At 55.8% G+C, this 22,046-nt stretch carries 32 protein-coding genes and 1 tRNA gene; 15 read left to right on the top strand and 18 right to left on the bottom strand.

Going from position 1 to position 22,046, the window contains the following annotated elements; translation table 11 throughout:
* Window positions 1-163 precede the first annotated feature (163 nt).
* The 6 genes from FPY71_RS10345 to FPY71_RS10320 are packed head-to-tail and all read left to right on the top strand — an operon-like array spanning window position 164 to window position 5,755.
* The gene (locus tag FPY71_RS10345) at window positions 164-1,552 is read left to right on the top strand and encodes a Do family serine endopeptidase (protein ID WP_149300574.1); all 1,389 of its coding nucleotides are present in this window, start codon (window positions 164-166) and stop codon (window positions 1,550-1,552) included.
* Between the two features lie 26 nt (window positions 1,553-1,578).
* A complete protein-coding gene (locus tag FPY71_RS10340; RefSeq protein WP_149300171.1) occupies window positions 1,579-2,919 on the top strand; it encodes a replication-associated recombination protein A in 1,341 nt (446 codons plus the stop codon).
* Between the two features lie 3 nt (window positions 2,920-2,922).
* Entirely contained in the window at window positions 2,923-3,300 is a 378-nt protein-coding gene (crcB, locus tag FPY71_RS10335; protein ID WP_149300170.1) for a fluoride efflux transporter CrcB, read from the top strand.
* A 48-nt stretch (window positions 3,301-3,348) separates the two neighbouring features.
* On the top strand, window positions 3,349-4,335 hold the full coding sequence (locus FPY71_RS10330) for an RluA family pseudouridine synthase (protein ID WP_149300169.1): 987 nt from the start codon (window positions 3,349-3,351) through the stop codon (window positions 4,333-4,335).
* On the top strand, window positions 4,335-5,027 hold the full coding sequence (locus tag FPY71_RS10325) for an HAD-IA family hydrolase (protein WP_149300168.1): 693 nt from the start codon (window positions 4,335-4,337) through the stop codon (window positions 5,025-5,027). Before FPY71_RS10330 ends, FPY71_RS10325 begins: the two co-directional genes overlap by 1 nt.
* Window positions 5,024-5,755, top strand: coding sequence for an ATP12 family chaperone protein (locus FPY71_RS10320; protein ID WP_149300167.1), 732 nt, complete (start codon window positions 5,024-5,026; stop codon window positions 5,753-5,755). The genes FPY71_RS10325 and FPY71_RS10320 overlap by 4 nt, the downstream gene beginning before the upstream one ends.
* 10 nt (window positions 5,756-5,765) lie before the next feature.
* On the opposite strand, the gene FPY71_RS10315 is transcribed toward FPY71_RS10320, so the two are convergent.
* From FPY71_RS10315 to lipB, 4 genes are read right to left on the bottom strand one after another with little or no spacing between them, the layout of a single operon-like run.
* Window positions 5,766-6,548 (bottom strand): molybdopterin-binding protein, encoded by a 783-nt coding sequence (locus FPY71_RS10315; protein WP_149300166.1) that lies wholly within the window; start codon window positions 6,546-6,548, stop codon window positions 5,766-5,768.
* On the bottom strand, window positions 6,545-7,351 hold the full coding sequence (locus tag FPY71_RS10310) for a cytochrome b/b6 domain-containing protein (protein WP_149300165.1): 807 nt from the start codon (window positions 7,349-7,351) through the stop codon (window positions 6,545-6,547). The genes FPY71_RS10315 and FPY71_RS10310 overlap by 4 nt, the downstream gene beginning before the upstream one ends.
* A gap of 5 nt (window positions 7,352-7,356) precedes the next feature.
* The gene (locus tag FPY71_RS10305; RefSeq protein ID WP_149300164.1) at window positions 7,357-7,800 is read right to left on the bottom strand and encodes a YaiI/YqxD family protein; all 444 of its coding nucleotides are present in this window, start codon (window positions 7,798-7,800) and stop codon (window positions 7,357-7,359) included.
* Entirely contained in the window at window positions 7,797-8,546 is a 750-nt protein-coding gene (lipB, locus tag FPY71_RS10300; RefSeq protein WP_149300163.1) for a lipoyl(octanoyl) transferase LipB, read from the bottom strand. Before lipB ends, FPY71_RS10305 begins: the two co-directional genes overlap by 4 nt.
* Before the next feature lie 165 nt (window positions 8,547-8,711).
* Here lipB and FPY71_RS10295 point away from each other — a divergent pair.
* Window positions 8,712-8,796, top strand: a tRNA-Leu gene (locus FPY71_RS10295).
* Window positions 8,797-8,884: 88 nt separating this feature from the next.
* Here the strand turns inward: FPY71_RS10295 and FPY71_RS10290 are convergent.
* From FPY71_RS10290 to FPY71_RS18495, 12 genes are all read right to left on the bottom strand, one after another.
* Window positions 8,885-9,883 carry a tyrosine-type recombinase/integrase gene (locus FPY71_RS10290; protein ID WP_246160308.1) on the bottom strand — a complete coding sequence of 333 codons (999 nt, stop codon included), beginning with the start codon at window positions 9,881-9,883 and terminating at the stop codon, window positions 8,885-8,887.
* Between the two features lie 34 nt (window positions 9,884-9,917).
* Window positions 9,918-10,103, bottom strand: a complete 186-nt coding sequence (locus FPY71_RS10285; RefSeq protein WP_149300161.1) for a hypothetical protein — start codon at window positions 10,101-10,103, stop codon at window positions 9,918-9,920.
* Window positions 10,104-10,176: 73 nt separating this feature from the next.
* Complete coding sequence (locus FPY71_RS10280) at window positions 10,177-10,863, bottom strand: hypothetical protein (RefSeq protein WP_149300160.1); 687 nt, start codon at window positions 10,861-10,863, stop codon at window positions 10,177-10,179.
* Window positions 10,860-11,471, bottom strand: coding sequence for a hypothetical protein (locus FPY71_RS10275; RefSeq protein ID WP_149300159.1), 612 nt, complete (start codon window positions 11,469-11,471; stop codon window positions 10,860-10,862). Before FPY71_RS10275 ends, FPY71_RS10280 begins: the two co-directional genes overlap by 4 nt.
* Window positions 11,468-11,779 carry a hypothetical protein gene (locus FPY71_RS10270; RefSeq protein WP_149300158.1) on the bottom strand — a complete coding sequence of 104 codons (312 nt, stop codon included), beginning with the start codon at window positions 11,777-11,779 and terminating at the stop codon, window positions 11,468-11,470. Before FPY71_RS10270 ends, FPY71_RS10275 begins: the two co-directional genes overlap by 4 nt.
* A 103-nt stretch (window positions 11,780-11,882) precedes the next feature.
* Window positions 11,883-12,266 (bottom strand): HNH endonuclease, encoded by a 384-nt coding sequence (locus FPY71_RS10265; protein WP_246160293.1) that lies wholly within the window; start codon window positions 12,264-12,266, stop codon window positions 11,883-11,885.
* Window positions 12,266-12,676 carry a recombination protein NinB gene (locus FPY71_RS10260; RefSeq protein ID WP_149300157.1) on the bottom strand — a complete coding sequence of 137 codons (411 nt, stop codon included), beginning with the start codon at window positions 12,674-12,676 and terminating at the stop codon, window positions 12,266-12,268. Before FPY71_RS10260 ends, FPY71_RS10265 begins: the two co-directional genes overlap by 1 nt.
* Window positions 12,673-13,527 (bottom strand): recombinase RecT, encoded by an 855-nt coding sequence (locus FPY71_RS10255; protein ID WP_210246273.1) that lies wholly within the window; start codon window positions 13,525-13,527, stop codon window positions 12,673-12,675. Before FPY71_RS10255 ends, FPY71_RS10260 begins: the two co-directional genes overlap by 4 nt.
* A complete protein-coding gene (locus tag FPY71_RS10250; RefSeq protein ID WP_246160291.1) occupies window positions 13,524-14,183 on the bottom strand; it encodes a hypothetical protein in 660 nt (219 codons plus the stop codon). The genes FPY71_RS10255 and FPY71_RS10250 overlap by 4 nt, the downstream gene beginning before the upstream one ends.
* 387 nt (window positions 14,184-14,570) lie before the next feature.
* Window positions 14,571-14,828: a hypothetical protein gene (locus FPY71_RS10245; RefSeq protein WP_149300156.1), complete on the bottom strand. Its 258-nt coding sequence runs from the start codon at window positions 14,826-14,828 to the stop codon at window positions 14,571-14,573.
* Window positions 14,829-14,922: 94 nt separating this feature from the next.
* Entirely contained in the window at window positions 14,923-15,483 is a 561-nt protein-coding gene (locus FPY71_RS10240) for a hypothetical protein (protein ID WP_149300155.1), read from the bottom strand.
* The gene (locus FPY71_RS18495) at window positions 15,483-15,656 is read right to left on the bottom strand and encodes a hypothetical protein (protein ID WP_188052297.1); all 174 of its coding nucleotides are present in this window, start codon (window positions 15,654-15,656) and stop codon (window positions 15,483-15,485) included. Before FPY71_RS18495 ends, FPY71_RS10240 begins: the two co-directional genes overlap by 1 nt.
* Window positions 15,657-15,767: 111 nt before the next feature.
* On the opposite strand from FPY71_RS18495, the gene FPY71_RS18840 reads away from it, so the two are divergent.
* Window positions 15,768-16,079 (top strand): helix-turn-helix domain-containing protein, encoded by a 312-nt coding sequence (locus FPY71_RS18840; RefSeq protein WP_149300154.1) that lies wholly within the window; start codon window positions 15,768-15,770, stop codon window positions 16,077-16,079.
* Window positions 16,080-16,391: 312 nt separating this feature from the next.
* Here FPY71_RS18840 and FPY71_RS10230 read toward each other — a convergent pair whose 3' ends face one another.
* Together FPY71_RS10230 and FPY71_RS10225 are read right to left on the bottom strand one after the other, a co-directional pair.
* On the bottom strand, window positions 16,392-16,964 hold the full coding sequence (locus tag FPY71_RS10230) for a hypothetical protein (RefSeq protein WP_149300153.1): 573 nt from the start codon (window positions 16,962-16,964) through the stop codon (window positions 16,392-16,394).
* 28 nt (window positions 16,965-16,992) lie between these two features.
* On the bottom strand, window positions 16,993-17,667 hold the full coding sequence (locus tag FPY71_RS10225) for an XRE family transcriptional regulator (protein WP_149300152.1): 675 nt from the start codon (window positions 17,665-17,667) through the stop codon (window positions 16,993-16,995).
* 51 nt (window positions 17,668-17,718) lie between these two features.
* Here FPY71_RS10225 and FPY71_RS10220 point away from each other — a divergent pair, with 51 nt between their 5' ends.
* The 7 genes from FPY71_RS10220 to FPY71_RS10190 all read left to right on the top strand — a co-directional run bounded on the left by FPY71_RS10220 (window position 17,719) and on the right by FPY71_RS10190 (window position 22,018).
* Window positions 17,719-17,958, top strand: coding sequence for a helix-turn-helix domain-containing protein (locus FPY71_RS10220; protein ID WP_149300151.1), 240 nt, complete (start codon window positions 17,719-17,721; stop codon window positions 17,956-17,958).
* On the top strand, window positions 17,955-18,863 hold the full coding sequence (locus FPY71_RS10215; protein ID WP_149300150.1) for a Rha family transcriptional regulator: 909 nt from the start codon (window positions 17,955-17,957) through the stop codon (window positions 18,861-18,863). The genes FPY71_RS10220 and FPY71_RS10215 overlap by 4 nt, the downstream gene beginning before the upstream one ends.
* Window positions 18,864-19,110: 247 nt before the next feature.
* Window positions 19,111-19,626: a helix-turn-helix domain-containing protein gene (locus FPY71_RS10210; protein WP_149300149.1), complete on the top strand. Its 516-nt coding sequence runs from the start codon at window positions 19,111-19,113 to the stop codon at window positions 19,624-19,626.
* Window positions 19,623-20,198, top strand: coding sequence for a hypothetical protein (locus FPY71_RS10205; protein ID WP_149300148.1), 576 nt, complete (start codon window positions 19,623-19,625; stop codon window positions 20,196-20,198). The genes FPY71_RS10210 and FPY71_RS10205 overlap by 4 nt, the downstream gene beginning before the upstream one ends.
* Window positions 20,195-20,593 (top strand): LexA family protein, encoded by a 399-nt coding sequence (locus FPY71_RS10200; protein WP_149300147.1) that lies wholly within the window; start codon window positions 20,195-20,197, stop codon window positions 20,591-20,593. The genes FPY71_RS10205 and FPY71_RS10200 overlap by 4 nt, the downstream gene beginning before the upstream one ends.
* On the top strand, window positions 20,593-21,165 hold the full coding sequence (locus tag FPY71_RS10195) for a hypothetical protein (RefSeq protein WP_149300146.1): 573 nt from the start codon (window positions 20,593-20,595) through the stop codon (window positions 21,163-21,165). Before FPY71_RS10200 ends, FPY71_RS10195 begins: the two co-directional genes overlap by 1 nt.
* 274 nt (window positions 21,166-21,439) lie before the next feature.
* Window positions 21,440-22,018, top strand: coding sequence for a RuvC family protein (locus tag FPY71_RS10190; RefSeq protein WP_149300145.1), 579 nt, complete (start codon window positions 21,440-21,442; stop codon window positions 22,016-22,018).
* Window positions 22,019-22,046: the final 28 nt, after the last annotated feature.

The following is a 22,046-nucleotide window of genomic DNA, read 5'->3' as shown; positions in this document are numbered from 1 at the left end:
GCATCTTTCAGCAATTTAAGGGCCGTTTGGCCCTTTTTTTGTGCCACTGTGCGCCGATAAGACAATCCTCGCCATATGGCGGTTTTCTGTTTCTTGATGTGTTGCAATTCGGGTGTCGCCAGTGATTTCAAAACTGTTGTCTTTTGTCGTTGCGTCGGGTGTTGTGATTGGTGGTGCGGGTCTGCCTGCTTCAGCACAAAATGCTCCGGTGCCTGTGCCTTCCCAGCGTGAAAATGTTCAGGTTCCGCAAAACAATTCGGAAATCACCCTCAGCTTTGCCCCGCTGGTTCGAAATGCGGCGCCGGCGGTGGTCAATGTTTATGCTGCACGCCAGGTGGCCGAGCGTTCGCCATTTGCCGGTGATCCGTTTTTCGGGCAGTTTTTTGGCAACAGCCTGTCCGGGCGCAGCCGTATGCAGTCCTCGCTGGGCTCCGGCGTTCTGGTTGATTCGTCTGGTCTGGTTGTCACCAACAATCATGTGGTGGATGGGGCAGATGAGGTGAAAATCGCTCTGAGTGACGGGCGAGAATTCACCTCCACCATCCTGATGAAGGACGCGCGGGCCGATCTTGCGGTGTTGCGCATCGATGCGGACGAAGCGTTTCCGACCGTGCCGATTGCGGATTCTGACTCCATTGAAACGGGCGATCTGGTGCTTGCCATCGGCAATCCGTTTGCAATCGGCCAGACGGTGACCAGTGGCATTGTGTCGGCTCTGGCCAGAACGCATGTCGGCGTTGCCGATTTCGGCTACTTCATCCAGACCGACGCAGCCATCAATCCGGGAAATTCCGGTGGCGCGCTCATCGATATGCAGGGCAGGCTGATCGGCATCAACACAGCCATATTTTCTCGTTCGGGCGGGTCCAATGGCATAGGGTTTGCCATTCCTTCCAACATGGTTCGGGTGTTCGTCGAAGCAGCCAAACGTGGTGGCAGATTTGAACGGCCATACATTGGTGCATCCTTTGCGCAGGTGACGGGCGATGTTGCTGAAGCACTGGGTATGACGCGGCCGTCTGGTGCGCTGGTGCAATCGGTTGCCGCGGGTGCCGCGGCCGACCGCGCCGGGTTGCGGCCGGGCGATGTTGTTCTGCAAATGGACGGTTTCGCCATTGATAGCCCGGATTCTCTGGGCTACCGGCTGGCAACCGCAGGCATTGACCGCACCTCGCGGATGAAAATCCTGACGCAGGATGAAGAGCGCGATGTTGCTATACAGCTTGTTGCAGCGCCAGAACTGCCACCGCGTGAGGAGCAGTTTATTGAAGGCAACAATCCGTTTTCCGGTGTAACAGTGGCCAATATTTCGCCGCGTGTAGCGGACGAGCTGGAACTGCAGACGCTGACAACCGGCGTGGTCGTAACCGATGTCAAAAGCGGCTCGATTGCTTCGCGTTTGCGTTTGCAGGTGGGCGATATCATTCTGGAGGTCAATGGCGCCCAGATTGAGGACACGAGCGAATTTGTAGAGATAGCGCAAGCGCGTGCGCGTGGCTGGAACTATGCAATTGAACGGGACGGCAAGCGGTTGACGCAGTCAATCCGGTAAGCTGCCGGCTGGAGCTTGAGACTGTTATGGCCGATTTGTTTGGAACTCCGGCACCTTCATCCAGGCCTGCGGGCCAGGACGCGAGTGCCCCGCAGACTGCGCGGCCGCTTGCTGACAGGCTGCGACCAAAGACACTTGCCGAGGTGGTGGGGCAGGACCATTTGACCGGGCCGGATGGCGTGCTGACCCGCATGCTGGAAACCGGCACTCTGGGCTCGGTTATATTCTGGGGTCCGCCGGGCACGGGCAAAACCACCGTGGCGCGGCTGATGGCCAAAGAAGTTGATTTTGGCTTCGAGCAGATATCTGCAATTTTTTCCGGTGTGGCAGATCTGAAAAAAGTGTTTGAGAGCGCAAGGCTGCGTCGTGCAAACGGCCGGCAGACGCTTTTGTTTGTTGATGAAATTCACCGGTTCAACCGCGCACAGCAGGATTCGTTTCTGCCGGTGATGGAAGACGGCACGGTGGTTCTGATTGGTGCCACCACGGAAAATCCGTCCTTTGAGTTGAATGCCGCTTTGTTGTCCCGGGCGCGGGTGCTGACCTTTCAATCGCACGATCATGCCAGCCTTTTGCAGCTTCTGGAGCGGGCAGAGGCAATTGAAGGCAGGCCGCTGCCGGTGGATGAAGGTGCGCGTGAGATTTTGCTGCGCATGGCGGATGGTGACGGCCGGGCAATTCTAACGCTGTCGGAGGAAATCTGGCGTTCTGCCCGCAAAGGCGAGGTCTTCACCGCGGAAGAGCTGGTCCAGGTTGTACAGCGGCGTGCGCCGATTTACGACAAAGGGCAGGACGGGCACTACAATCTGATCTCTGCGCTGCATAAATCAGTGCGGGGGTCTGATCCGGACGCCACTTTGTATTATTTGTGCCGAATGCTCGATGCGGGCGAAGATCCGCTTTATCTTGGCCGAAGACTGGTGCGGATGGCAGTGGAGGATATCGGCCTTGCCGACCCGCAGGCGCTGGTTGTCGCCAATGCCGCCAAAGATGCTTATGACTATCTGGGCAGCCCTGAAGGCGAACTGGCATTGGCACAGGCTGCCGTTTATCTGGCAACAGCACCCAAATCCAATGCGGTCTACACAGCTTATAAAGCGGCGATGCGCACCGCGCGAGAGGCCGGGTCCCTGTTGCCGCCGCGCCATATTCTCAATGCGCCCACCCGGTTGATGCAGGATGAGGGCTATGGCCGCGATTATCAGTATGACCATGACCAACCAGAGGCATTTTCCGGGCAGGACTACTTTCCGGAAGCTCTGGGCCGACAAAGTTTTTATCGCCCGGTGGCCCGAGGGGCAGAAATAGCCATTGGTGAAAGAATGCAGCGCTGGGCCCAATTGCGGCGCGGCAAGCCGGAGCGCTGATACATGCTGAACATTATTCTGGTGGCTGTTGGCGGCGCTGCCGGTTCGGTTCTGCGATATGGCGTCGGAGTTTTGGCGGGGCGGTGGCTTGGCTTCGGGTTTCCCTTTGGCACGCTGTTTGTCAATGTCACCGGCTCGTTTCTGATGGGCGTTCTGGTCGAGGTTCTGGCCCGCCGCGCCGGAGTGTCCAATGAGTTGCGGCTGCTGCTGGCAACAGGCCTTTTGGGCGGCTACACAACATTTTCGTCCTTTTCCCTGGATGTCGCATTTCTATGGGAGCGGGGGCAGGCGGCTGCGGCGCTGCTCTACATATCATGCACGCTGATTGCTGGCCTGCTCAGCATGGCGGCTGGTATTTGGCTGGTAAGAAGCCTCGCTTAAATATCGGCTTTCGGTTATCGGAGTGCAAACAGTTATAAGGAATGCATCATGTCGGCCGTCGAACAGGTCACAGTAGAGGCGGACGAGTCTGGCTTGCGGCTCGACCGCTGGTTCAAGCTTCACTATCCCGGCCTTGGATTTGGCCATTTGCAAAAGTTGCTCCGCTCTGGCCAGGTGCGGGTGGATGGCGGCCGGGCAAAAACCGATACGCGACTGGAAGCAGGGCAGGTGGTTCGCGTGCCGCCGATGGGCGGCGATTCCGCCCGCCTCAAGGTGGCTCCGCTGACGGCCAACACCATTCGCGATCAGCATGACGTCGATGTTCTGTCGCAAATGCTGATTTACGAGGATGACAAACTGTTCGTCTTCAACAAGCCCGCTGGACTTGCCGTTCAGGGCGGCTCTGGCGTTGCCCGCCACGTGGATGGCATGCTGGAATCCTGGCGCAGCAAGCGGGGCGAAAAGCCGCGTCTGGTTCACCGGATTGACCGTGACACCACCGGAATTCTGGTCGTTGCCCGCACAAGAGGCGCAGCCGTGGCGCTGACAAAGGCGTTTCGTGAACGGGAAACACGCAAAACATATTGGGCGCTGGTCAAGGGCGTGCCCGCACCGCGAGAGGGCCGGATTTCCACCTATCTGGTGAAAGAGCAGACCCTGGATGGCGACCGTATGCGGGTGGCGCGTCATGGTGAAACCGGGGCTGACCATGCGCTCAGCCACTATCGGGTTATCGATCAGGTGGCGCAGAATTTCGCATGGCTGGAAATGGAGCCGCACACTGGCCGCACTCACCAGTTGCGGGTGCACGCCTTGCACATCGGCCATCCGATTCTGGGTGATCCGAAATATTTTGAGCATGACACCAATTGGGATTTTCCGGGCGGGGTGCAGAAGAAACTGCATTTGCATGCGCGGCGCATCATCATTCCTCATCCTTCCGGTGGTTTTGTCGACCAGATTGCGCCATTGCCGCCGCATATGGTTCAAACCTGGAATCTGTTCGGCTTTGACGAAGCGGCGGAGCAGGACTGATGCGGCTGGTTCTGTTTGATTGTGATGGAACAATTGCCGATAGTTTTGCCGTTATCTGCAGCACCATGCGGGATGCCTTGGTCAGGCAGGGCGTTGCGCCGCCGTCTGATGAGGCAATTCACCGAATAATCGGCCTGTCATTGCCGGAAGCAATGCATCGGCTGGTGGGCGGTATCAGTATGACACAGGCGCAGGAACTGGCTGAACGTTACCGTGAAAGCTTTCGCGCCGCCCGGCAGGCCGGGCTGGTGGACGAGCCTTTGTATGACGGGATGGCCGACCTTGTAAGGCAATTGGCGCAGCAGCATGATGTTGTGATCGGCATGGTGACCGGCAAATCTCGTATTGGTGCTCGCAATGTGCTGGAAGCTCACGGGCTGGAAGATTTGTTTCAGGTTGTGCGCACGGCGGATGACTGCCCGTCAAAGCCCGATCCGGCCATGGTACTGGAATGCTGCGAAGCGGTGGCTGTGGCACCGGCGCGCACCGTGGTTGTTGGTGATGCGAGTTTTGACATGGCTATGGCAAGCGCGGCAGGCGCAATGGGCCTTGGTGTTGCGTGGGGTGCGTGCACGCCGGAGCAACTGCTGCAGGCGGGTGCGGCCCACGTCGCAGAAGATGTTGCCCATCTTGAACTGCTTTTGCACAATTGGGCTGGCGCGCCAGCCTCTCGGACTGGAACTTTCTCATGAGTCAAACGGCCCCTGCCGCACCTGAACTTCCCAAGCGATTTTACAAGACAGCGTCTTTTGTGATCGCTGAGCCAGGCCGGTTCAATATTCTGCTGGATGAGCGCCCTGTTCGTACACCGGCGCGCAATGTTCTGCATGTGACCAATGCCCGTGTTGCGGAAAAGATTGTGCAGGAATGGAATGCACAGGAAGAGCGGATAAACCCGCAAACCATGCCGCTGACGCGTCTTGCCAACACGGTTATTGACGGGGTGATGGCCAATCCGGAACCGGTGAAGCAGGATCTGGCGAATTACATTGAAACCGACCTTCTGTTCTATAGAGCAGAGGGGCCCGAACGCCTGATTGAAAAGCAGAAATCCGGCTGGGATCCTGTCGTGAAATGGGCGTCTGACAGAGTTGGGAACGAATTTCGATCAACCGCCGGCGTCATGCATATCAGCCAGTCTGATGAGGCGCTGGCGGGCTTTTGGCAAATTGCAGACAGGCTGGATGACCCGTTTGTCATCGCTGCCTTACATCAACTGGTAACGATAACCGGTTCAGCAATTCTTGGATTTGCCGTTCTGGAGGGTCGCCTATCAGCGGAGGCAGCTTTTGAACTTTCGCAGATTGATGAAGATTGGAACATCGAATTGTGGGGCGAAGACGAGGAGGCAGCGGACCGTCGGCGGCGCCGCCACGCGGACGCTGCGGCGGCTGGAATTGTCCTGACTGCGGAAGAATAGACTGCCCCGGTCAAATGCCGGCAAACCATTCATAGCCGTGGTCTTCCCAATATCCGCCATTGCCGCGGCCAAACGGTTGCAGGGAGTCCGCCAGCGTTATGGTGTGAATATACTTGGCCATTTTATAGCCAAGCTGCCGCTCCACCCGAACCCGAAGAGGCGCGCCATTGGCAACCGGCAACCGCTGTCCATTCATTGCATAGGCCAATATCGTCTGTGGGTGGCGAGCATCCAGCATATCTATGGACTCGTAATAACGCACAGGACCGGAAAGCCCGGATTCCATCGTGTCGAAGCATGAAAATACCACATAACGCGCATTGTCAGCCGGTTGCGCCATGTCCAGAATTGCCGCCAGCGGGGTGCCGGTCCACATGGCAATGCAACTCCAGCCCTCCACACAATCATGCCGCGTAATCTGGGTGCGGCTTGGCATTCCCTGCAATTGCTCAAGTGAAAGGCTGAGCGGTTGGGCAACCATGCCACCCACTGTCAGCCGGTAATTGCTGAAATCGCTTGCTACCTGTGTCAGGTACTCGCTGTCCTGCGGGTTGGTGACGCCGTTCGGTCGCATGGGTTGACGTATTTCACTGGCGGAAAATTCTTGCGCCAGCGAATTCGTTCCCAAAAGCAAACGCTGCACGCGATATGTCAGATCGTTGGCGGATTCCAGAATAGTGCGTGTGGTGCTATCCCGCTGTACCGACGCGTCAAAACAGCCGCTGAGTGGCATTGCGCCGAAAAACGCCGCTCCACCCGTTAAAAATCGGCGTCGGGCTGGTTTGTGCTTCATGGCTTTTCCTGCTCCACCGAGGACCACCCGGTTATCATCGCGCGCAGTGAACTGATTGGGCCAGACAGCAAAACCATGATGATGTGAATGGCAAAAAAGCCGACCAGAAAAAGCATGATGACAAAGTGCAATGTGCGTGCAGTCTGCCGCCCGCCGAACAGATCTGCCAGAAATGGCAGGGCCGCATTCATGCCGGGCGACATTGTCAGCCCGGTAGCCACCATCAGCGGCATTGCAACGAACAGCACACCGAAATACGTCATTTTCTGCAACGGGCCATAGCTTGACCGTTTGTGGAAATTCAACCGAGCATGATCCACTACATCCTGGCCAAGCGATCGGAAATCATCACCGCGCGGCACCAGATCGCGCGAAATATGGCGGTTGAAAACACTGGCGACAAACCACAGCAACAATGTTGCCACCAGCAGCCATGCAAAGAAAAAGTGCACCACTCGGCCAGTCGCAAGGTCGCGATAGGATGGGATGGTCAGCCAGCCGGGGAAGGTCTTGGCAACAAGCCGGCCTTGCTCTTCCACCGCGCCCAGCCATCCCGTTGTGTCGAACTGCATTCCCCCGAAACTGAGAATGCCTTTCATCTCGCTGCCCTGATAAAAGGCGCCGATGGAAAACACCGAATTGTTGAAGGAGAAACCCGACTGGTTTCCGATGTAAAGGGTTGGATGTGCCGTAAAAATCTGAAGGCCGGACAGCAAAAGGAAAAACAGGCAGGCAGCCCACAACCAATGAGCCATCCGCGTCGTAAATGCGTGGCGATAGACAGACCTTCTCTCAGCAGCCATTCGCTCTATCGATTCTGTGGCATCACCAGTCGGTTCAGTTCCTGTTTAAATCGGGCGCGATCGGCTGAAGTAAAGGCCGCATTGAACCCCTTGCTTTCTCCAGTTTCGCGCAAATGCTGGTTGAATGCACGGATAGACAGGGCCGCTCCGATGGATTCATTGGTGAAGGGGCGGCCGTTCGGCCCCAACACATGGGCGGATTGTTCCAGTGCCCGAGCGGCCAACGGAATGTCGCCTGTGACAACAACATCGCCCGCCGCAACATTCTCCACAATCCAGTCATCGGCCGCATCGGCTCCGTCGGAAACAACCACAATGCGCGCTCCGGGATAGCGGGAAGGGCGAATGCCGCCATTGGAAACCATGACCAGATCGCGCTCATACCGATTGGCTATTTCCAGCACCTCGTCTTTTACGGGGCATGCGTCGGCATCAATGTAAATGATCATTCCGTGCTTGTTTCCGTTGCGCCAAATATCGCCTCAAAGTTCCGGCGCAAGGCAATGTCCACCTCTGCGGTAGAGGCAAGAATTCCAAGATCGGTCAGGCTGGTAACTCCGAAGTCGCGTACGCCGCAGGGGATGATGCCGGAAAAATGCGAGAGGTCCGGATCAATGTTCAGGCTTATGCCGTGGAAGGTCACCCAGCGCCGCAGTCTTATGCCAATCGCGGCAACCTTATCCTCCGCCGGCATTCCGTTTGCCGTTGCGGGGCGTTCCGGCCGTGAAACCCACACTCCAACTCTTTCTTCCCGGCGCTCTCCACGTATCTGAAAGTCGGCCAGCGTGCGGATGATCCATTGTTCCAACGCACTGACAAAGGCACGAATATCCGGGTTGCGGCGTTTCAGATCCAGCATGACATAGGCAACCCGCTGGCCCGGGCCGTGATAGGTGTATTCACCGCCACGTCCTGCCTCATAAACCGGAAAGCGGTTAGGCTCCGTCAAATCGGCAGCGTGGGCGCTGGTGCCCGAGGTATAGAGGGGCGGATGCTCCAGAAGCAGAACCGTTTCGGGCGCAGTCCCGGCAGCAATCTCCGCCACCGTCTTTTCCATGAAAGCCAGTGAGTCCTGATACTGCGTCAGGCCATCACGAATCAACCATCGAACAGGGGCTGATTCCTGCAGCGGCAAAAACGTAACCGGCAGGGTGTTCAACCGGGCTGAATGCAATGAAGTCTGGTGATCGTCCATGCCGGATATCTAATGCGATTGTGCGATTTTCGGAAGTGTTCCAACGTTATTTATAGAAAAGATCAAGGGAAGGGCAGAGAGGGGCTTGTGCCAATGCCGTGGCTTTGTTACATGCCCGCCACCGGTCGAAAGACTGGCGCCGGCAAAGCTGCCGGAACACGGCGTGCGGTCGTGGCGGAATTGGTAGACGCGCAGCGTTGAGGTCGCTGTGGGGCAACCCGTGGAAGTTCGAGTCTTCTCGACCGCACCATTCGTGTTTTTCTCCCTCATAAGCTATTGATTTATCAGCGCTTTTTTAAAGGTGCGGGGAAGATCATAAAAGGTGCGGGGATAGGATTTCAGTTCGTGCCTCTATCGAGCTTGTTAATCGCCCCTTTTGCGAGCCTTCTTCGATCTGCTGATCGTGTGTAGAGGGAAGCCATCGCACCACCCTGCCAACCAAATAATGCCTCCAGTTCGGCAACAGTTGCCCCGGCATTAGCCGCTCGTGTTGCGCCGATTTTACGGACACCATGTGCAGACTTCTGTACGCCTGCTTTTCTGCAGGCCTCCCGAAAGACGTTGCCAAATGATTCCTTGGTCAAAGGCTGCCCTTTGTCTCCGCAAATGAAAGCCAGATCACCGGTTGGACCTGCATCAAGGGTTGCTTGAAGCGTCGACAAAATCGGTATCGTAACTTCTATCGTGTACCGACTTTTTTCCGTTTTGATTGAAGCGACACCGTCACGCACATGCTGCTTGCCTATTCGGACCGCGTCGCCGCGTCTCAACCCTGTGTAGAGGATCACATCAAGCCAGACACGCTCCTTCGTGCCAATGGGCCAGCGCTGCTCATACTGCGCGACCTCATCCTCCGTCCACACTTCGAAGCCTTCACCTTTCACTCTGGCTATATTTTTCACTCCAGCGGTCGGATCAACTTCGATCATTCCTGCGTCGAGAGCCCATCGGAAAACCCCGCGCATGGCATCTAGAAAATTACGTGCCTGTGCTGGGGTTGACGCTCGTCTTTCACGTCCGGCGACCATGTGGCTTCTGGTGATATCTGCGAAGCGCTCATGGCCTGATTTATCAATGACGTGCTTGAAGATGTTTTCCCGCTGTCTACGGGTGGCAGCAGCCAGGGTCAGCCAAGCGCTCGTTTCTCTGTAGCGGGTGATCAGCCACTCTAACGTATCAGATTGTGCCTTCTTCGATGCGGGGCTTTGTCCAGAGATTGCAGCGTGATAAGCTTCGGTGAATTCGCCAGAACCGTATTCACCCGGAATTCTTATACGCGGCCCGTCGCCCTTGCGGACATACCACACCACTTTGCCGTGACGCGTTCTTTCACGCATTAGGTAAGGCGGTCGGGGGCGGGTCATTTGTAACCTACAGCACGATCTCCCGCTTGTGCTCAATCTTCTCAGACTGGCTAAGCGGGACTGTGCTCTTGTCGAGGTGAACCAAGAGTGTGCCATCAGGGCGGACTTCCACATTGACCGCGCCAGCCTGCTTTGCAGCGCGAATTGTCCGCGCCACATCGGCCTGAGTGACGATTGCAGGACGCCTACTCATTCCCCAGCCTCCAGAATAGAGAAAGACCGCTTCAGTTCCGCGTCACTCACAGCCAATGGCTTTGTGTCTGTGGTCATGCTGCGATTTCCTCAATTGCTGGCCCGGCCCATTGCTGTGCGGCTGCGTTCATCATTCCGGGGAAGCTTCGGCTTCTAAGCCGTGCTCGCTCCGGTCCTGGTGGCATCCGGTGCACCCGGTTCCATTGTTTCCATTCGTCCGAGTTACGTTCCGGCTCGCCCAGTTGATCTGTTGCGGTAAGTTCAGGCAGGCCGCGCAGATACCAGCCGGTTGCCTTGTATTCGGGTTGCCCGAACCAGAACGGCTGGACCATCTGGGGCGCTGGCAGGTCTGCCGGCATGCGATCTTTCGCAAGGTCGTTCATCTCCGGGTTTTCGATGGCAACGCGATCAATCGGTGCATTCCAGCAGGTGACGAAGATATCGACGCCGGTTTCGAATTCGTCCCGCATGCTTTCCCATGTCCTGCCTGCCGGTAGCTTGCCGGGTGGCGTCCACTTGCCGGGGCCACTCATCCAGCGTCTGCCGGACCGGCAAAGCCGGGTGCAGGGCGGATGCATGACTGCCAGCAAATCCCATCCGTCATTCAGAATGCCGCCTCGGATATCGCAGACGATATGCCGGTTGCTGCCGTCTTCTGCGGGCTCCAGATCACATGACCAGACATCATGCCCCAGTGCTGAAAACGCGCGTCGGGCAATGCCAGAGGTTTCGCAGCCGATAAGGATGCGGAGCGAACTCATTTGCAGCCACATGCAGGCTTGGCTTTCGCCTTGCGCACCTTCTTTTTCGCAGGGGCTCTCTTGACGGCAACCGGCTTCAATGACGCTTCGTAAGCGGCCAGCTCCTGATAACGTCCAGCTCTCGCAAGATCGCAGCGGACGCCTTTGAGCATAAGCGTTGCGTGTGCTTCTCGGATGCTGCATTGTGTGTAGAGCAGGGCGCGGTCGTTGCCGATGGCAATGATGTTTCCTGCGGCCTGGCCTGATCGATATCCGACTGTTGGCAGGGCAAATCCGAGCGCGCCGAACGGTGTTCCGACCGATACCGCATTCGTGTCGCCATTGCCGCTGATGGACGGCGCGACAACCGTGACGTTTTTCGACGTGACATTTACGCCTCCGTTGTTGGCTGATGCGGCAGCATTGCCTCCGGTCGCATTGGCCGACGCGCTCTGCTGCTGGGCCTGACCCTGACTTTGAATCTGCGCCTGGTGCTGAGACTGTTGGTTCTTGCTGAACCACTTCTGCACCAGTGTCTGCTTGGGCTGCTCGACAGGCTTGGGCGGATAGTTCTCGGCCAAAGCCGGGGATGCCAGCACGATGCCGGTAAGGATGATCGCGAGCCTCATGGCCGGCCCTCCGCTTTTGCGATAGCTGCGCGGGCTTCCTCTGCCACGGTTTGAAACGCGGCCAGCCTATCTTTCCCCGGCTCCATCCTCGCAGCGTATTCAAGCCTTTTTGCTACGGCTAGCAACTCAAGCGCAGCGCTTGCCAACGTGATGTTTACCAACGCTTCGGCCATTAGTGGATAATGTTCTCTAACATGACCGTGCCACGATGTTTTCATGACGTGGACGCCATCCGCCCCAACAATCGTAAAGCTGACATTAGTTGCGATGATTTTCCATGGCCCCGGCGTGTGCTTTGCTTGTGTCATGGCTTTGCTCCTGTGCGAGCTGGACGGTTGTTGAAGCCAGCCAGACCGCAGAGAAATGCGACGGCGGCGACGTATGGCGGGATGAGCAGGAGGCATGCGGTAATCATGGTTGCGTCTCCCTTGATGATTGGAATGGTCGGATGGGGATTGGGCGGCGGGACTTTGGCCACTCGCCACGGTGCTTGCGGCCTTTGCGATCAGCATCGGCCCGCAGTTTGTTTTCGGCTGAGGTCTTCTCTCGGTGGGCAGGGCGATAGACCGGCCTGAGATTGCTCTCGCGGTGCTCGCCACCGTCTGCCAAGGCCTTCTCGTGGTCGATGTCGTATTCGCCTTTTCGCAGCTTCCAGCCTGTGAGCGCGCAACAGCCACCAAACCGAAGGAGAACACGGTCACGCACGTATTGCGGGATCTGCGCATTCGGACTGGATCCGATCCATTCCTTCACGTCCCTGCCGCCGTGCGGGTTGTTGATCATGGGCGTTTTCATCAGCCGGTGACCTCCGGCTGGTTGATATCGTCCTCGGCGCTGAGGTTGACGCCACGCTCGGCTGCGAACGCATTTATAAGTTCAATCAGGTCGCTGAACTCTGCGGAATCCATATCGCTTGTGCGCATGCCAAGTGGGACGAAGCTGCCGTTATCGATGCCAGGCACCACGCGAGCCTTCCGTAGCGATGCTGTGAACATGTCTTTCCAGTCTTCGGTCGACAACTTTTTGCCGTACCATTCGACCTGTTCGGACACTTTCGTCAGCATTACCCAAAGCTTGGCGTTCTGATCGTTCGACCGGCGCGGGCCACTGAAGTCGACACGAGAGCCGTCAGCTATCTTCCAGGCCAGCTCTGCGATGCGTTCTCTATCTACAGGATGACGAACGACGAAAGATCTCCTGCTCATTGGAAATCTCTCAGTCTGCGATCTTTGATTTTTTGCGCGATTGTCAGACTGTCGTCGTCGCCGTCGAAGGTGCCGCCAGGATCAAACTCATTCCAGGCTTCCTCAACGTCTTCGATGCTTTTCGCCCCGGCAAGTGCAAGTTCCAAGTCTTCGAAAAACTGAGTTGCATTCACCTGATCATTGACGTCCGTTTGAGGCTGCTCACTGGTAATGGTTGGCGACGGCGGCTGCGTTGCAATCGTGGTTCGCTCTGCCGATGGCGGCGATGGTGGTGTCGGACCCGATACAGGCTCCGCTCTGCCGTCGTCCACTTCCTCGCGAACATAAAGACCGCCAAGAACGTCGGCGAAGACATCTCGCAGGGCAAAGGCACGTGCACGCATCTGCAACATTCGCTCAGGATATTGTTGCCATGGGCCTTGCTTGCCCCACAGTCCTGCCTTTTTGGCATCGGCGACAGAGAAGGTTCGCGTAACTTCATCGGGCTCATTGCGACGCTTCACTACACAACCGGCGACACGCGCATCGCCTTCACCGCGAACGGTTTCGCGAACGTATTCACACAGCCCTGATGCCCGGACCAAGGCCATTGCTCCATCGCCCCATATCGTTGGCCGCCCGTTGACCACCGCAATCCGCTGGAGTGACTGCATTGGCGTCAATCCGACCTCCATGCCTTGCATGATTGCGATCATGCACTTCTCTGGAGTGTCCATTCCTTTCGGCGCCATGCCAGCAACACAGACCGCCTTGCCCAGACGATAAGCGTCCTCCATTGATTGCGGGACAATTGCCGACACCCGGCCACCTGACTGTAATGCAGGCGGGCTCATTGAGGTTACGTTGCTCATGCCGCGCGCCTTTCCTCGACGATCTTCATGCCAGGAAGATCCACGCCAGATTTGGCAGCGCGATTGGCCAGGCTCTGGACAAGCTCCTTTACCTCTGCCCGGCCTTTGAGAGCGGCCAGCAGCGCATCGAAATCAGTGATCTGGGCTGAAACGAACGTCCGCAGTGCAACTTTGGCGCCTGTTCGCCCTGCTGACGAGTTACGTGCAGCAGCTTCTTTCTCGGCTTCATAGGCTGCTTTTTTGGCTGCAGCTGCGGCTTCATCCGCCTTCGCACGTTCGGCTTCGTTTTCGATAGCGCTCGCAGCTTTGGCAGCTTCTTCAGCTTCCCGACGTGTGCGTTCAGCATCTTCAGCTGCCTTGCGCTGCCGTTCACGCTCAAGCCGATCCTGCTCTCGCAGGAACTCATCCATATGCCGCTTCAAAGCGGTGGATAGATCCTTCGCCCCGTCTTTTAGATCGCGCCAGCGTTCGTCCACGCGACGGCCTTCGTCCAGAGATGGTTGCTTTTCAACCCTGTGCTGATCGGTGGCCTTCTTCGCGATCGTCGCCAAACGCTTAGACCAAACGGCAGCCTTGTCAGCGTCGTCTTGGGTCTTGATTGGCGACTTCAAAAACTCTTTTGCCATCTCGGCTTCGCCAAGATATTCGATCTTCAACGCTTCATGCGGGTCAGAAGCATTGATGTTGTGGCCCGCCATAGGATCGACATCAGATTGCGGCGCAGGTGGCTCGTCATTCCAACCTTCTCCAGCGCGGGCCTTCCGATAGGCTTCTTCCGTCACAGGCGTACGGCAGCACCATGTCCATACGTCATGTGGATCAACCATTTTGTCTCCGACGGCTGCAACCAATGTGCCGTCTTGAAGCCAGATTGCGACTGGGTCTAACGGGCCGTCCTTTCCACGCCGCTTCCGATAGAACCCCGGCTGTGGCTCGCTTTCATGCACAGGTATGTTGGGGGCGCGACCGATACCCGAAGGGTTTGCCAGGGCCGCGAAGTACCAATCGTAATCGCTCATGCGCATATTCCTTTGAAAATCTGATTAGGTCGCTGCTCGTAGGCATGCTTCTGCTTCGGCCCGGTGCCTGTCCCGCGTTAGCGGCTTGGCTACCGATTTCCATTTCCGCTCCACTTCACGCGGGTCGTTTGTCTGGGTGACAATGCCGTAGATTGCCTTGGCACCGGCTTCGATCGTTTCGTCTCTGGTCTGGTTGGAACGAGTGCCTTGCCCTCTATCCGGATCAAAAGGCGCTGTGAGTTTGCGCTGCGCTTGGAGGGCAAGATCGCGATCAATCACCATCCGCCTGGACCCTTTTGTGGTCGAAAGGCCAAGAAGCCAGCTGCAACAACAGCGATCACTGCCCATGCAGCCATTGCGCATGTGAGAAAATCGGTCATTCCGCTGCCACCAGTTCTTCACGGGCCGTGGCATAGCGAGCATCAGCCGAGCAAGCTTCACGATCCAGCTTGTGCTGCTCCTGCGTCATCCAGGAATTGCGAAGGCTTTCCACTTCTTCGTCGAGAAGATCGCAGACGAGGGCAGGGATGAATGCATCAGGACCTTTTGCCTTGACGACCTGCAAGGCCTCACGGGCGATTTCAAGCGTGACCTCTTCGAATAGAGCGCCTTGCTGCCTGAAAACCTGATAGGCATTGACCCCGCCGGTGGCGATCTCGTTTACAACATCGGACCGAGGTGAACCGCGCGGCGCTTCGAAGAAAGTCCCGTCAGCATCAACAGCGAAGTATGTCGCCGTAGCTGCTTCATCGACTTTGACGGGCTTGTATCCGAGTTGCGCCGAGAGCATCTGGAAGTTCTCTTCCATCGTCTCCGATATGTGCTTTGCGTTCGCAGGGTTGTCAGTCCAGTACAGAACCTCGGAAGCCAGCACGATTTCGAGAGCGCGGATTCGGACACTCACGAGGTCAACATTACCTGCTGAATATTGGGCCATCAGAATACACCTCCAATGCGGAAGGCGGCGATGGTGACTGCAAAGCCCAGGCAGGCGCCGAACAAGGCTGACACATACACAAGCTTCAACATCATGCGGTTGGCAGCAATCGCGTCATCAAGATCGCCGCGGGCCTCATGCAACGCATCTTCCAGTGTCTGTCGGTTTTGCATCTCTGACTCCATCGCCGGTGTTCGATGATGGATTTTTGCCACGTGGCAATTAATGTGTCAATAGGCAAATTGCCGATTGGCAAAAAATAGACGGTGCTATATAGCTTCGCAATGCTCAAGCGAAACGACACCGGCCAAGTGGCTTTAGAATTTTACGAAAAGCGTAGGATGTGGGCGGAATACTGCTCGACGCATGCTGGCGTAACTGATCGCGCTTTCCGTGTGGGCTTCTGGCTCTCGCGTAGAATGAACGGCGATGATCAATGTTGCTGGTATTCAGTCCCTAGAATTGCCAAAGAAATGAACCGCAGCGTTCGCCAGGTGCAGTACGCTATACGAGAATTGGAGACTGCGGGCGTGATGATGGTGGTCCCATCAAAGGGAAAGGCCAACAGCTATCACCTTCGTGCACCATTCATCTAACCCATGCGGAATCGTGCACCACTACCCCTGCACGATCTTGCACCCGAATATATAAAGGCAAATTCGTAAAAGGTTATTTGATTGATATAAGGCTCTGAGTTGAATCCATATACAACCGAGCGATAATTGCCTGCTGAAGTGGGTGCACATTGGGAGGCCTTGCTCGTTGAAATGTCTTTCGAACTCAACTCGACCATACATTTTGGTTCCAAGTTCTCAATGTCTCGCCATGGAAAAAGGAGAATGTCATGACGGTCGATAAGTCATCCATCATAGCCGATGGCATCACCGCGGAAATGGTTTGCGCAGGGACTAAAGTTCTTGATGAGATTGAAGGGGAAGTTTCTCAATCAACTCTGGCAACAATGGTTTTTGAGGCAATGCTGCGCGCTCAGGATCAGCAACAACCAAGTCGACAGAGGAAAGATATTGGATAAGGCTCTTGATGCTGTCAGACACCGATCGAATTGTTTCTAAATCGTCCGGAATGGGTTGAGATCCAGTGGACTTTTTATCCGCTTTGGCCATCTGCAAGCCACGTCTTTCGCCGGTAGTTATGCCGATAGCATGAACGTAACGGTTCCGATTTATTCGACAGCGGTCAAACATCAGTGAGGCATGATCCAAATGACCGAGCACCTCCTCATTGATGCCGCGTTTCTTGGCAAAATATTTGATTTTATCCCATATTGAAGCTGAGCTCATATCGTATGTGAGGGCCCTTGCATCGTTTTCTGATACACCTAAAACATCGCAAAATATCGCATTGGTCCAATATTCACAGACATTCCATTTAAAGACGATGTTACCCAACGCGTGCATTACCAATGGCGGTAATGCAGAGTTTTCGCGCACCCACTGGTCTAAATTCTCAGGCTCTAACATGGAAGCTTTCTCCCGCCACAGTCGCCATTCACCCGCGCCATTGGAACCATGCGACTACCCGACCGTAAACACGGACATCTCCCCGGGAAAGTTCGTCTGCGCCGTAGGCAGGATTGTCAGAGATGATCTGGATTTTATCTGAGCGCGGAATAAGTTTTACTCGTTTAATCACCAATCCATCACCGTAGTCCAAGGCATATAAGTCAGCAGGACTAGGAACGACGTGTGTGGTGTCGATAAAAACGAACGATCCACTTGCAAGTGTCGGCTCCATGCTATCACCGATTACCGGCAGTGCATGGATGCTCTTCATATGCCTCCACCCCGCTTTCACAGCCGGCGGGAAGCTCCAGAAGCCATCGATATGCTCAGAATAAATTTCGCCCTGATCATTCGCGGTGACTGTCAGCGTACTACCAAGACCCATACCGCCATAAATCGTGAGATTAGGAATGTCGCCCTTTTCTGTGTCTGCTACCGGAAAAGAGGCGGCATGCTCCAAATCTTCTTCATGGAAATCGTTAGAGACCTCCAAAGGCTCCACTTTCAGAACCTTGGCAATTTTAACAAGGTTCTCCAAGCTGAGACCACGATCTCCCTTCTCAATACGCGATAGGAAGCTGGTCGAGATCCCGGTCAATTCCGAGAGCCTCTCCAGTGTCATTTCCCGGTCTTTCCGGAGTTTTCGAACTTGGTTTGCCATAGAAAATAGCCTTTAGCCAATTGGCAAAAAATAACCACCGCCAAATGGCAAATGCCAATTGACAATATTATTGCCACATGGCAAATATTGACCATGAGGCTCGAACATTACCTTTCCCAGAACGACATCAAGCCATCGGCTTTTGCGGCTGAAATTGGCGTTGCACCGTCGACTATCACACGATTGATCAAGGGGGAGCGTTCGCCCCGCCTCGATCTTATCCGGCTAATCCGAGAGAAAACTGGTGGCTTAGTCACGGCTGATGATTTCATGGACGAGGTGGCGGCATGACCGAAGCCTTCGATCCGAACCCAAACGTTTTTGCTGTTGTTCGCGTGAAGGACGGGCAGACATTCGCGAACAGCCGTGACGTCGCTGCCTTCTTTCATAAGGAGCACAAGAACGTGCTTCAGAAATACTATGGGCTCGACTGCTCGGAGGATTTCAACCGGCTGAATTTTCAGCCCGTCGAATACATTGATGAAAAAGGAGAGACCCGCCGCTCCGTGGATATGACGCGCGACGGGTTCGTGTTCATCGCTTTTGGCTTCACCGGGAAGAGAGCTGCGAAGTTCAAGGAAGATTATATCGCCGCCTTCAATCAGATGGAGGAAAAGATCGCTCGCCGGGCGCAAATTCAATCTGGCCCCGCTCAAGGTTCTCTCGCTCTGGCGCTCGATACGAACGATAGCCTTTCGAACATTGAACGTCACCTTCATTCCATCAGCACCGGCCTCGGCGCAAAGATTGATACCGTCACTGGGGCAATCATAGGATCGATAATAAAGCACATCGGTCGACCGATCCTGTCGAGGCTGGAAGAGAACCAGCGCTGGAATGAGATGCGGTTTCAAGCAATCCATCAACGCGACAAGCTTTTGATAGAATCTCTTGCCGCTAAGCACGACGCCGAGGAATGCGTTTCGATATACGTGGCTCAGACCATGATGGGCGTTCCGACAAAGCATAGATCGCCTCGTCTTTCGCAAAACTTGTCCGCCAATGCCATCCGGTGGTTTGCAAGCCATGGTTTCACTCATCGCCCGGATAGAGCGCACGCCGCTGGGCCGTGGGTTTTTCAGAAGGCAAAGATCCATCAGTGGTGGGACGAGGCGGGCAAAGAGATATTCGAAAGAGCAAAGAATACTCGATCGGCATCAGTGATCCCCTTCGATAGGCGAGGTTCGTCGTCGTGAGATCAGCGTTCATATCCAACATAAGCAGATCCGAAGCGACAACTTCTCCTCCCTGTCGCGTATTGCGGTTTCCCGGCGCCGCATCGGTACAAGCCGGGAACTCTTTCAACCTCGCAAGAACACGATCAACGGCAGCGCCGATCGTCATGTCTTCTTCGGTGAGGTCATCTTTTTCCATGCCTGACTGAATGCCGCATGGCGGCAGGGAAGTCAGCGAAATTCGAAACAATAAGATTTCGGGGTATCCATGTCCGAGACACCAGATAAGTGGAAGCCCACACATGAGCAGGAGGCGTTTAAGAACGCTTTCGGCAGGGCAATAATTCTCGTCGGCAGTAACCGCAGAATGGCGGAGTTGCTCGGGATCAGCGAAGGGCAAGTCTCTCGCTGGAAGCACTTGCATCACAACGAGCATGTGCCGGCGGGTCTGCATTCTAAGGTTGACGCGGCGGCAGGCTACCCATGCATGCTGGAAACCTCTGCAGCGCTCTGCGGATACAGCATACGGCGCGAGGATGTCACGAGCTGTGATCTTTCTCTGATCCAACTGGCCGGCCTGGTTGCGGAGGATAGCGGACGTGCTGTTCGCACAGTCCTTGATGCAAAATCCGACATGATAATCACAGGCCGAGAGATGAATCTCATCGAGGCTGAGGCAAAGACTGCTGTCAGCAACATAAATCGAATGGTTGAGGCAGCCCGAGCCAAGCATGAGAGCGGCCAGATTGGCACCGTGGTGCGAATGACGGGAGAGGCGCGATGACTGTTGGCGCTTCTAACTATGCCCGTCAGCAGAATGACCTCTACCAGACAGAGCCCTGGGCAACGCGTGCGCTGATCAAACACTTTCCTGTGGCTGGCAAGACAGTGTGGGAGGCAGCAGCCGGCAATCATTTGATGGCCGATGTGCTGCGAGACGCCGGTGCTGATGTCGTTACGTCGGACGTTGAAACATACGATCGGCGCCATGATGCGATAATGGATTTTCTTGAGCCGCGTTTCAGCTACCGACTACCAAAGCACAACTCCATCATCACCAACCCGCCATATGGGCGGGGAAACCGTATCGCGGTGAAGTTCTGCAACTTGGCATTGGAGCGCTGCGACGGACTTGTTGCAATGCTGCTGACGGCCAAGTTCGATTTTGGGAAAACTCGCCTGCACCTGACACGGGATAACCCACGGTTCGCGGCGAAGATCGCACTGGTGGATCGTATCCAGTGGTTCCCTGGAGACAGTACCGGTACTGAGGATCACGCTTGGTATGTTTGGCGTGGGGCGGGCGATGCCACTTCACCTCCCGTGATGCTTTATGCCGGGAAGGAGGATGCATGACCCCTCCAACACACGCAAATGACGCCGATACCGTTGCTCCGTTTCAGCGCCTCGGCAGCGTCGTAAACCGGATCATTTCCGATCTCGACATGGATTTGGTTCATCAGATGCTGCTGCACAAAGCCGAGTTGCGGGAAGCGGCATTCAGGCTCCAGCAGCAGGAAGCACATGAAGGGTTAACCCAGCGCCAAGCCGACGCACTTCAGTTCATTCACGATCATGAAACCCGCACAGGCAGCGCCCCAACCTATCGCCAGATCGCAGAAGCCCTCTGCCTGAAATCTACCTCAGGCGTCCACCGCATCATCACCGGCCTTGAGGATCGCGGCGCAATCACCCGCGTCCAAGGCAAAGCCAGAACCGTTCGTGTTCAATATTTCAAGGGAGCCCAATAATGGCCAGAAGTGCAGCCGCATTCAATGACAGCCCAGGCATCGGGCATAACTCCGGCCTATCCCCAGATCAGCGTCATGCTCTGGCGCTTATGCATCGTCGCAAGTTCAAGGAAATCGATGCCCGCGAGAAGCTGATCAAGGCGGAGAAGCGTAACCTCGGCAAGGTAGTGAAGGTCGATCTCGGCGACACGGGTATGCTTCAGATCAAAACCATGATCCGGGCTGAAACCGAGGAAGGCCGGGAAGCTCTGGAAGCAGAGTTACGCGCTACAGCAGAAGCCAAATCGTGGGCATCTGGAGAAGATGGGCAGCTTGATATGTTTAGCGGCCAACCGAAACCAGATGAAACCCGAGCCTTTCATGAGGGCAAGATTGCCGGAATGGACGATGAGCCGCTCCGCAATCCGTATGGCGCAGGGACCGTGGACCATGAAGATTACGCTCGTGGCTGGCAGCGCGGCCATCAAGTCATGGAAGAAATACACGAAATGAAAGCTGAGCAGGAAGACTCGCTCATTGAAGGTCCAGGCCACGACGACGGCGGAGACTTAGACGAAGGGGATGAGGAATGAGCCAATCCCCCGATATAGCAAAGGCCGAAGATCCCAAGGCGGGAGCTTTCAGACCACTTCCGGGATGCACCCCAGTGCCTGTGCACCAAGCTGACGGCTGCCGGTGGCCGGTTCATCCTCACGGCAACCCGTTGAAGGAAGCAGCCACTTATTTCTGCGGTGCTGCGCGACCAAACAGGAAGCAAGCATACTGCCCTGAACATCAGGAATTGTCCCGAGGCATCGGCACACCGTCCGAGCGTGGAGCGCTTCATGTGGCGAGGGGGCTGAGCAAATGATCGTAATCGGCCTCGATATCGCAAAAACGACCGGATGGGCTCTTTACGACACCGATCGCAGTATCTCGGCCATTCAGGCTGGAGTCCTGAAGGCTGTAGGCGAGGATTTTGAAGATCGATCTGAATCGTTGGGCCGACAGTTCGGATTGCTCTTGAAGCAAGTCGGTCGCCCAGACCTCGTCGCGATAGAAACACCGCTTCGAACGCTTCCTCAGGGCAAACGTACAACGAAGATGATGGGTGAGAAGGAGATAATCGTCACGAGTGGCGGCGGCACCAACGCTATGATCTCTTCAAACCAGTTAGTCGGCGCGATTTCAGCTCTATGCGGTTGGAAGGCATTGCCCCGCGTCTGCATCCCGGCAGCTACCTGGCGTAAAGCATTTCTTGGATTTGCTCGCCATCCTGGCTGGGAGCGCAAGGATTGGAAGAAGGCCGTCCGAGAACAGTGTGCTCGGGAGAGGATCGTTGTCACCAATGACGACATGGCCGATGCCGTTGGAATAGCAATTGCCGCCAAGAACACACCCGAATTCAAACAGATCGCCTACGAACAAAGCAGGAGGGCAGCATGAACCTCCATGAGATAAGAGATAGAGCTGT

Source organism: Aureimonas fodinaquatilis, from assembly GCF_008369445.1.
Taxonomy (GTDB): Bacteria; Pseudomonadota; Alphaproteobacteria; order Rhizobiales; family Rhizobiaceae; genus Aureimonas; species Aureimonas fodinaquatilis.
The sequence above is the reverse complement of the archived record's forward strand: the minus strand, read 5'-3'. Positions and strand labels throughout refer to the sequence as shown.

Coding starts and splice junctions, on each gene's coding strand:
- FPY71_RS10340 (WP_149300171.1), top strand. CDS start 1,579: ATGGCCGATTTGTTTGGAACTCCGGCACCTTCATCCAGGCCTGCGGGC.
- crcB (WP_149300170.1), top strand. CDS start 2,923: ATGCTGAACATTATTCTGGTGGCTGTTGGCGGCGCTGCCGGTTCGGTT.
- FPY71_RS10330 (WP_149300169.1), top strand. CDS start 3,349: ATGTCGGCCGTCGAACAGGTCACAGTAGAGGCGGACGAGTCTGGCTTG.
- FPY71_RS10325 (WP_149300168.1), top strand. CDS start 4,335: ATGCGGCTGGTTCTGTTTGATTGTGATGGAACAATTGCCGATAGTTTT.
- FPY71_RS10320 (WP_149300167.1), top strand. CDS start 5,024: ATGAGTCAAACGGCCCCTGCCGCACCTGAACTTCCCAAGCGATTTTAC.
- FPY71_RS10315 (WP_149300166.1), bottom strand. CDS start 6,548: ATGAAGCACAAACCAGCCCGACGCCGATTTTTAACGGGTGGAGCGGCG.
- FPY71_RS10310 (WP_149300165.1), bottom strand. CDS start 7,351: ATGGCTGCTGAGAGAAGGTCTGTCTATCGCCACGCATTTACGACGCGG.
- FPY71_RS10305 (WP_149300164.1), bottom strand. CDS start 7,800: ATGATCATTTACATTGATGCCGACGCATGCCCCGTAAAAGACGAGGTG.
- lipB (WP_149300163.1), bottom strand. CDS start 8,546: ATGGACGATCACCAGACTTCATTGCATTCAGCCCGGTTGAACACCCTG.
- FPY71_RS10290 (WP_246160308.1), bottom strand. CDS start 9,883: ATGCGTGAAAGAACGCGTCACGGCAAAGTGGTGTGGTATGTCCGCAAG.
- FPY71_RS10285 (WP_149300161.1), bottom strand. CDS start 10,103: ATGAGTAGGCGTCCTGCAATCGTCACTCAGGCCGATGTGGCGCGGACA.
- FPY71_RS10280 (WP_149300160.1), bottom strand. CDS start 10,863: ATGAGTTCGCTCCGCATCCTTATCGGCTGCGAAACCTCTGGCATTGCC.
- FPY71_RS10275 (WP_149300159.1), bottom strand. CDS start 11,471: ATGAGGCTCGCGATCATCCTTACCGGCATCGTGCTGGCATCCCCGGCT.
- FPY71_RS10270 (WP_149300158.1), bottom strand. CDS start 11,779: ATGACACAAGCAAAGCACACGCCGGGGCCATGGAAAATCATCGCAACT.
- FPY71_RS10265 (WP_246160293.1), bottom strand. CDS start 12,266: ATGAAAACGCCCATGATCAACAACCCGCACGGCGGCAGGGACGTGAAG.
- FPY71_RS10260 (WP_149300157.1), bottom strand. CDS start 12,676: ATGAGCAGGAGATCTTTCGTCGTTCGTCATCCTGTAGATAGAGAACGC.
- FPY71_RS10255 (WP_210246273.1), bottom strand. CDS start 13,527: ATGAGCAACGTAACCTCAATGAGCCCGCCTGCATTACAGTCAGGTGGC.
- FPY71_RS10245 (WP_149300156.1), bottom strand. CDS start 14,828: ATGGTGATTGATCGCGATCTTGCCCTCCAAGCGCAGCGCAAACTCACA.
- FPY71_RS10240 (WP_149300155.1), bottom strand. CDS start 15,483: ATGGCCCAATATTCAGCAGGTAATGTTGACCTCGTGAGTGTCCGAATC.
- FPY71_RS18495 (WP_188052297.1), bottom strand. CDS start 15,656: ATGCAAAACCGACAGACACTGGAAGATGCGTTGCATGAGGCCCGCGGC.
- FPY71_RS18840 (WP_149300154.1), top strand. CDS start 15,768: ATGCTCAAGCGAAACGACACCGGCCAAGTGGCTTTAGAATTTTACGAA.
- FPY71_RS10230 (WP_149300153.1), bottom strand. CDS start 16,964: ATGTTAGAGCCTGAGAATTTAGACCAGTGGGTGCGCGAAAACTCTGCA.
- FPY71_RS10225 (WP_149300152.1), bottom strand. CDS start 17,667: ATGGCAAACCAAGTTCGAAAACTCCGGAAAGACCGGGAAATGACACTG.
- FPY71_RS10220 (WP_149300151.1), top strand. CDS start 17,719: ATGCCAATTGACAATATTATTGCCACATGGCAAATATTGACCATGAGG.
- FPY71_RS10215 (WP_149300150.1), top strand. CDS start 17,955: ATGACCGAAGCCTTCGATCCGAACCCAAACGTTTTTGCTGTTGTTCGC.
- FPY71_RS10210 (WP_149300149.1), top strand. CDS start 19,111: ATGTCCGAGACACCAGATAAGTGGAAGCCCACACATGAGCAGGAGGCG.
- FPY71_RS10205 (WP_149300148.1), top strand. CDS start 19,623: ATGACTGTTGGCGCTTCTAACTATGCCCGTCAGCAGAATGACCTCTAC.
- FPY71_RS10200 (WP_149300147.1), top strand. CDS start 20,195: ATGACCCCTCCAACACACGCAAATGACGCCGATACCGTTGCTCCGTTT.
- FPY71_RS10195 (WP_149300146.1), top strand. CDS start 20,593: ATGGCCAGAAGTGCAGCCGCATTCAATGACAGCCCAGGCATCGGGCAT.
- FPY71_RS10190 (WP_149300145.1), top strand. CDS start 21,440: ATGATCGTAATCGGCCTCGATATCGCAAAAACGACCGGATGGGCTCTT.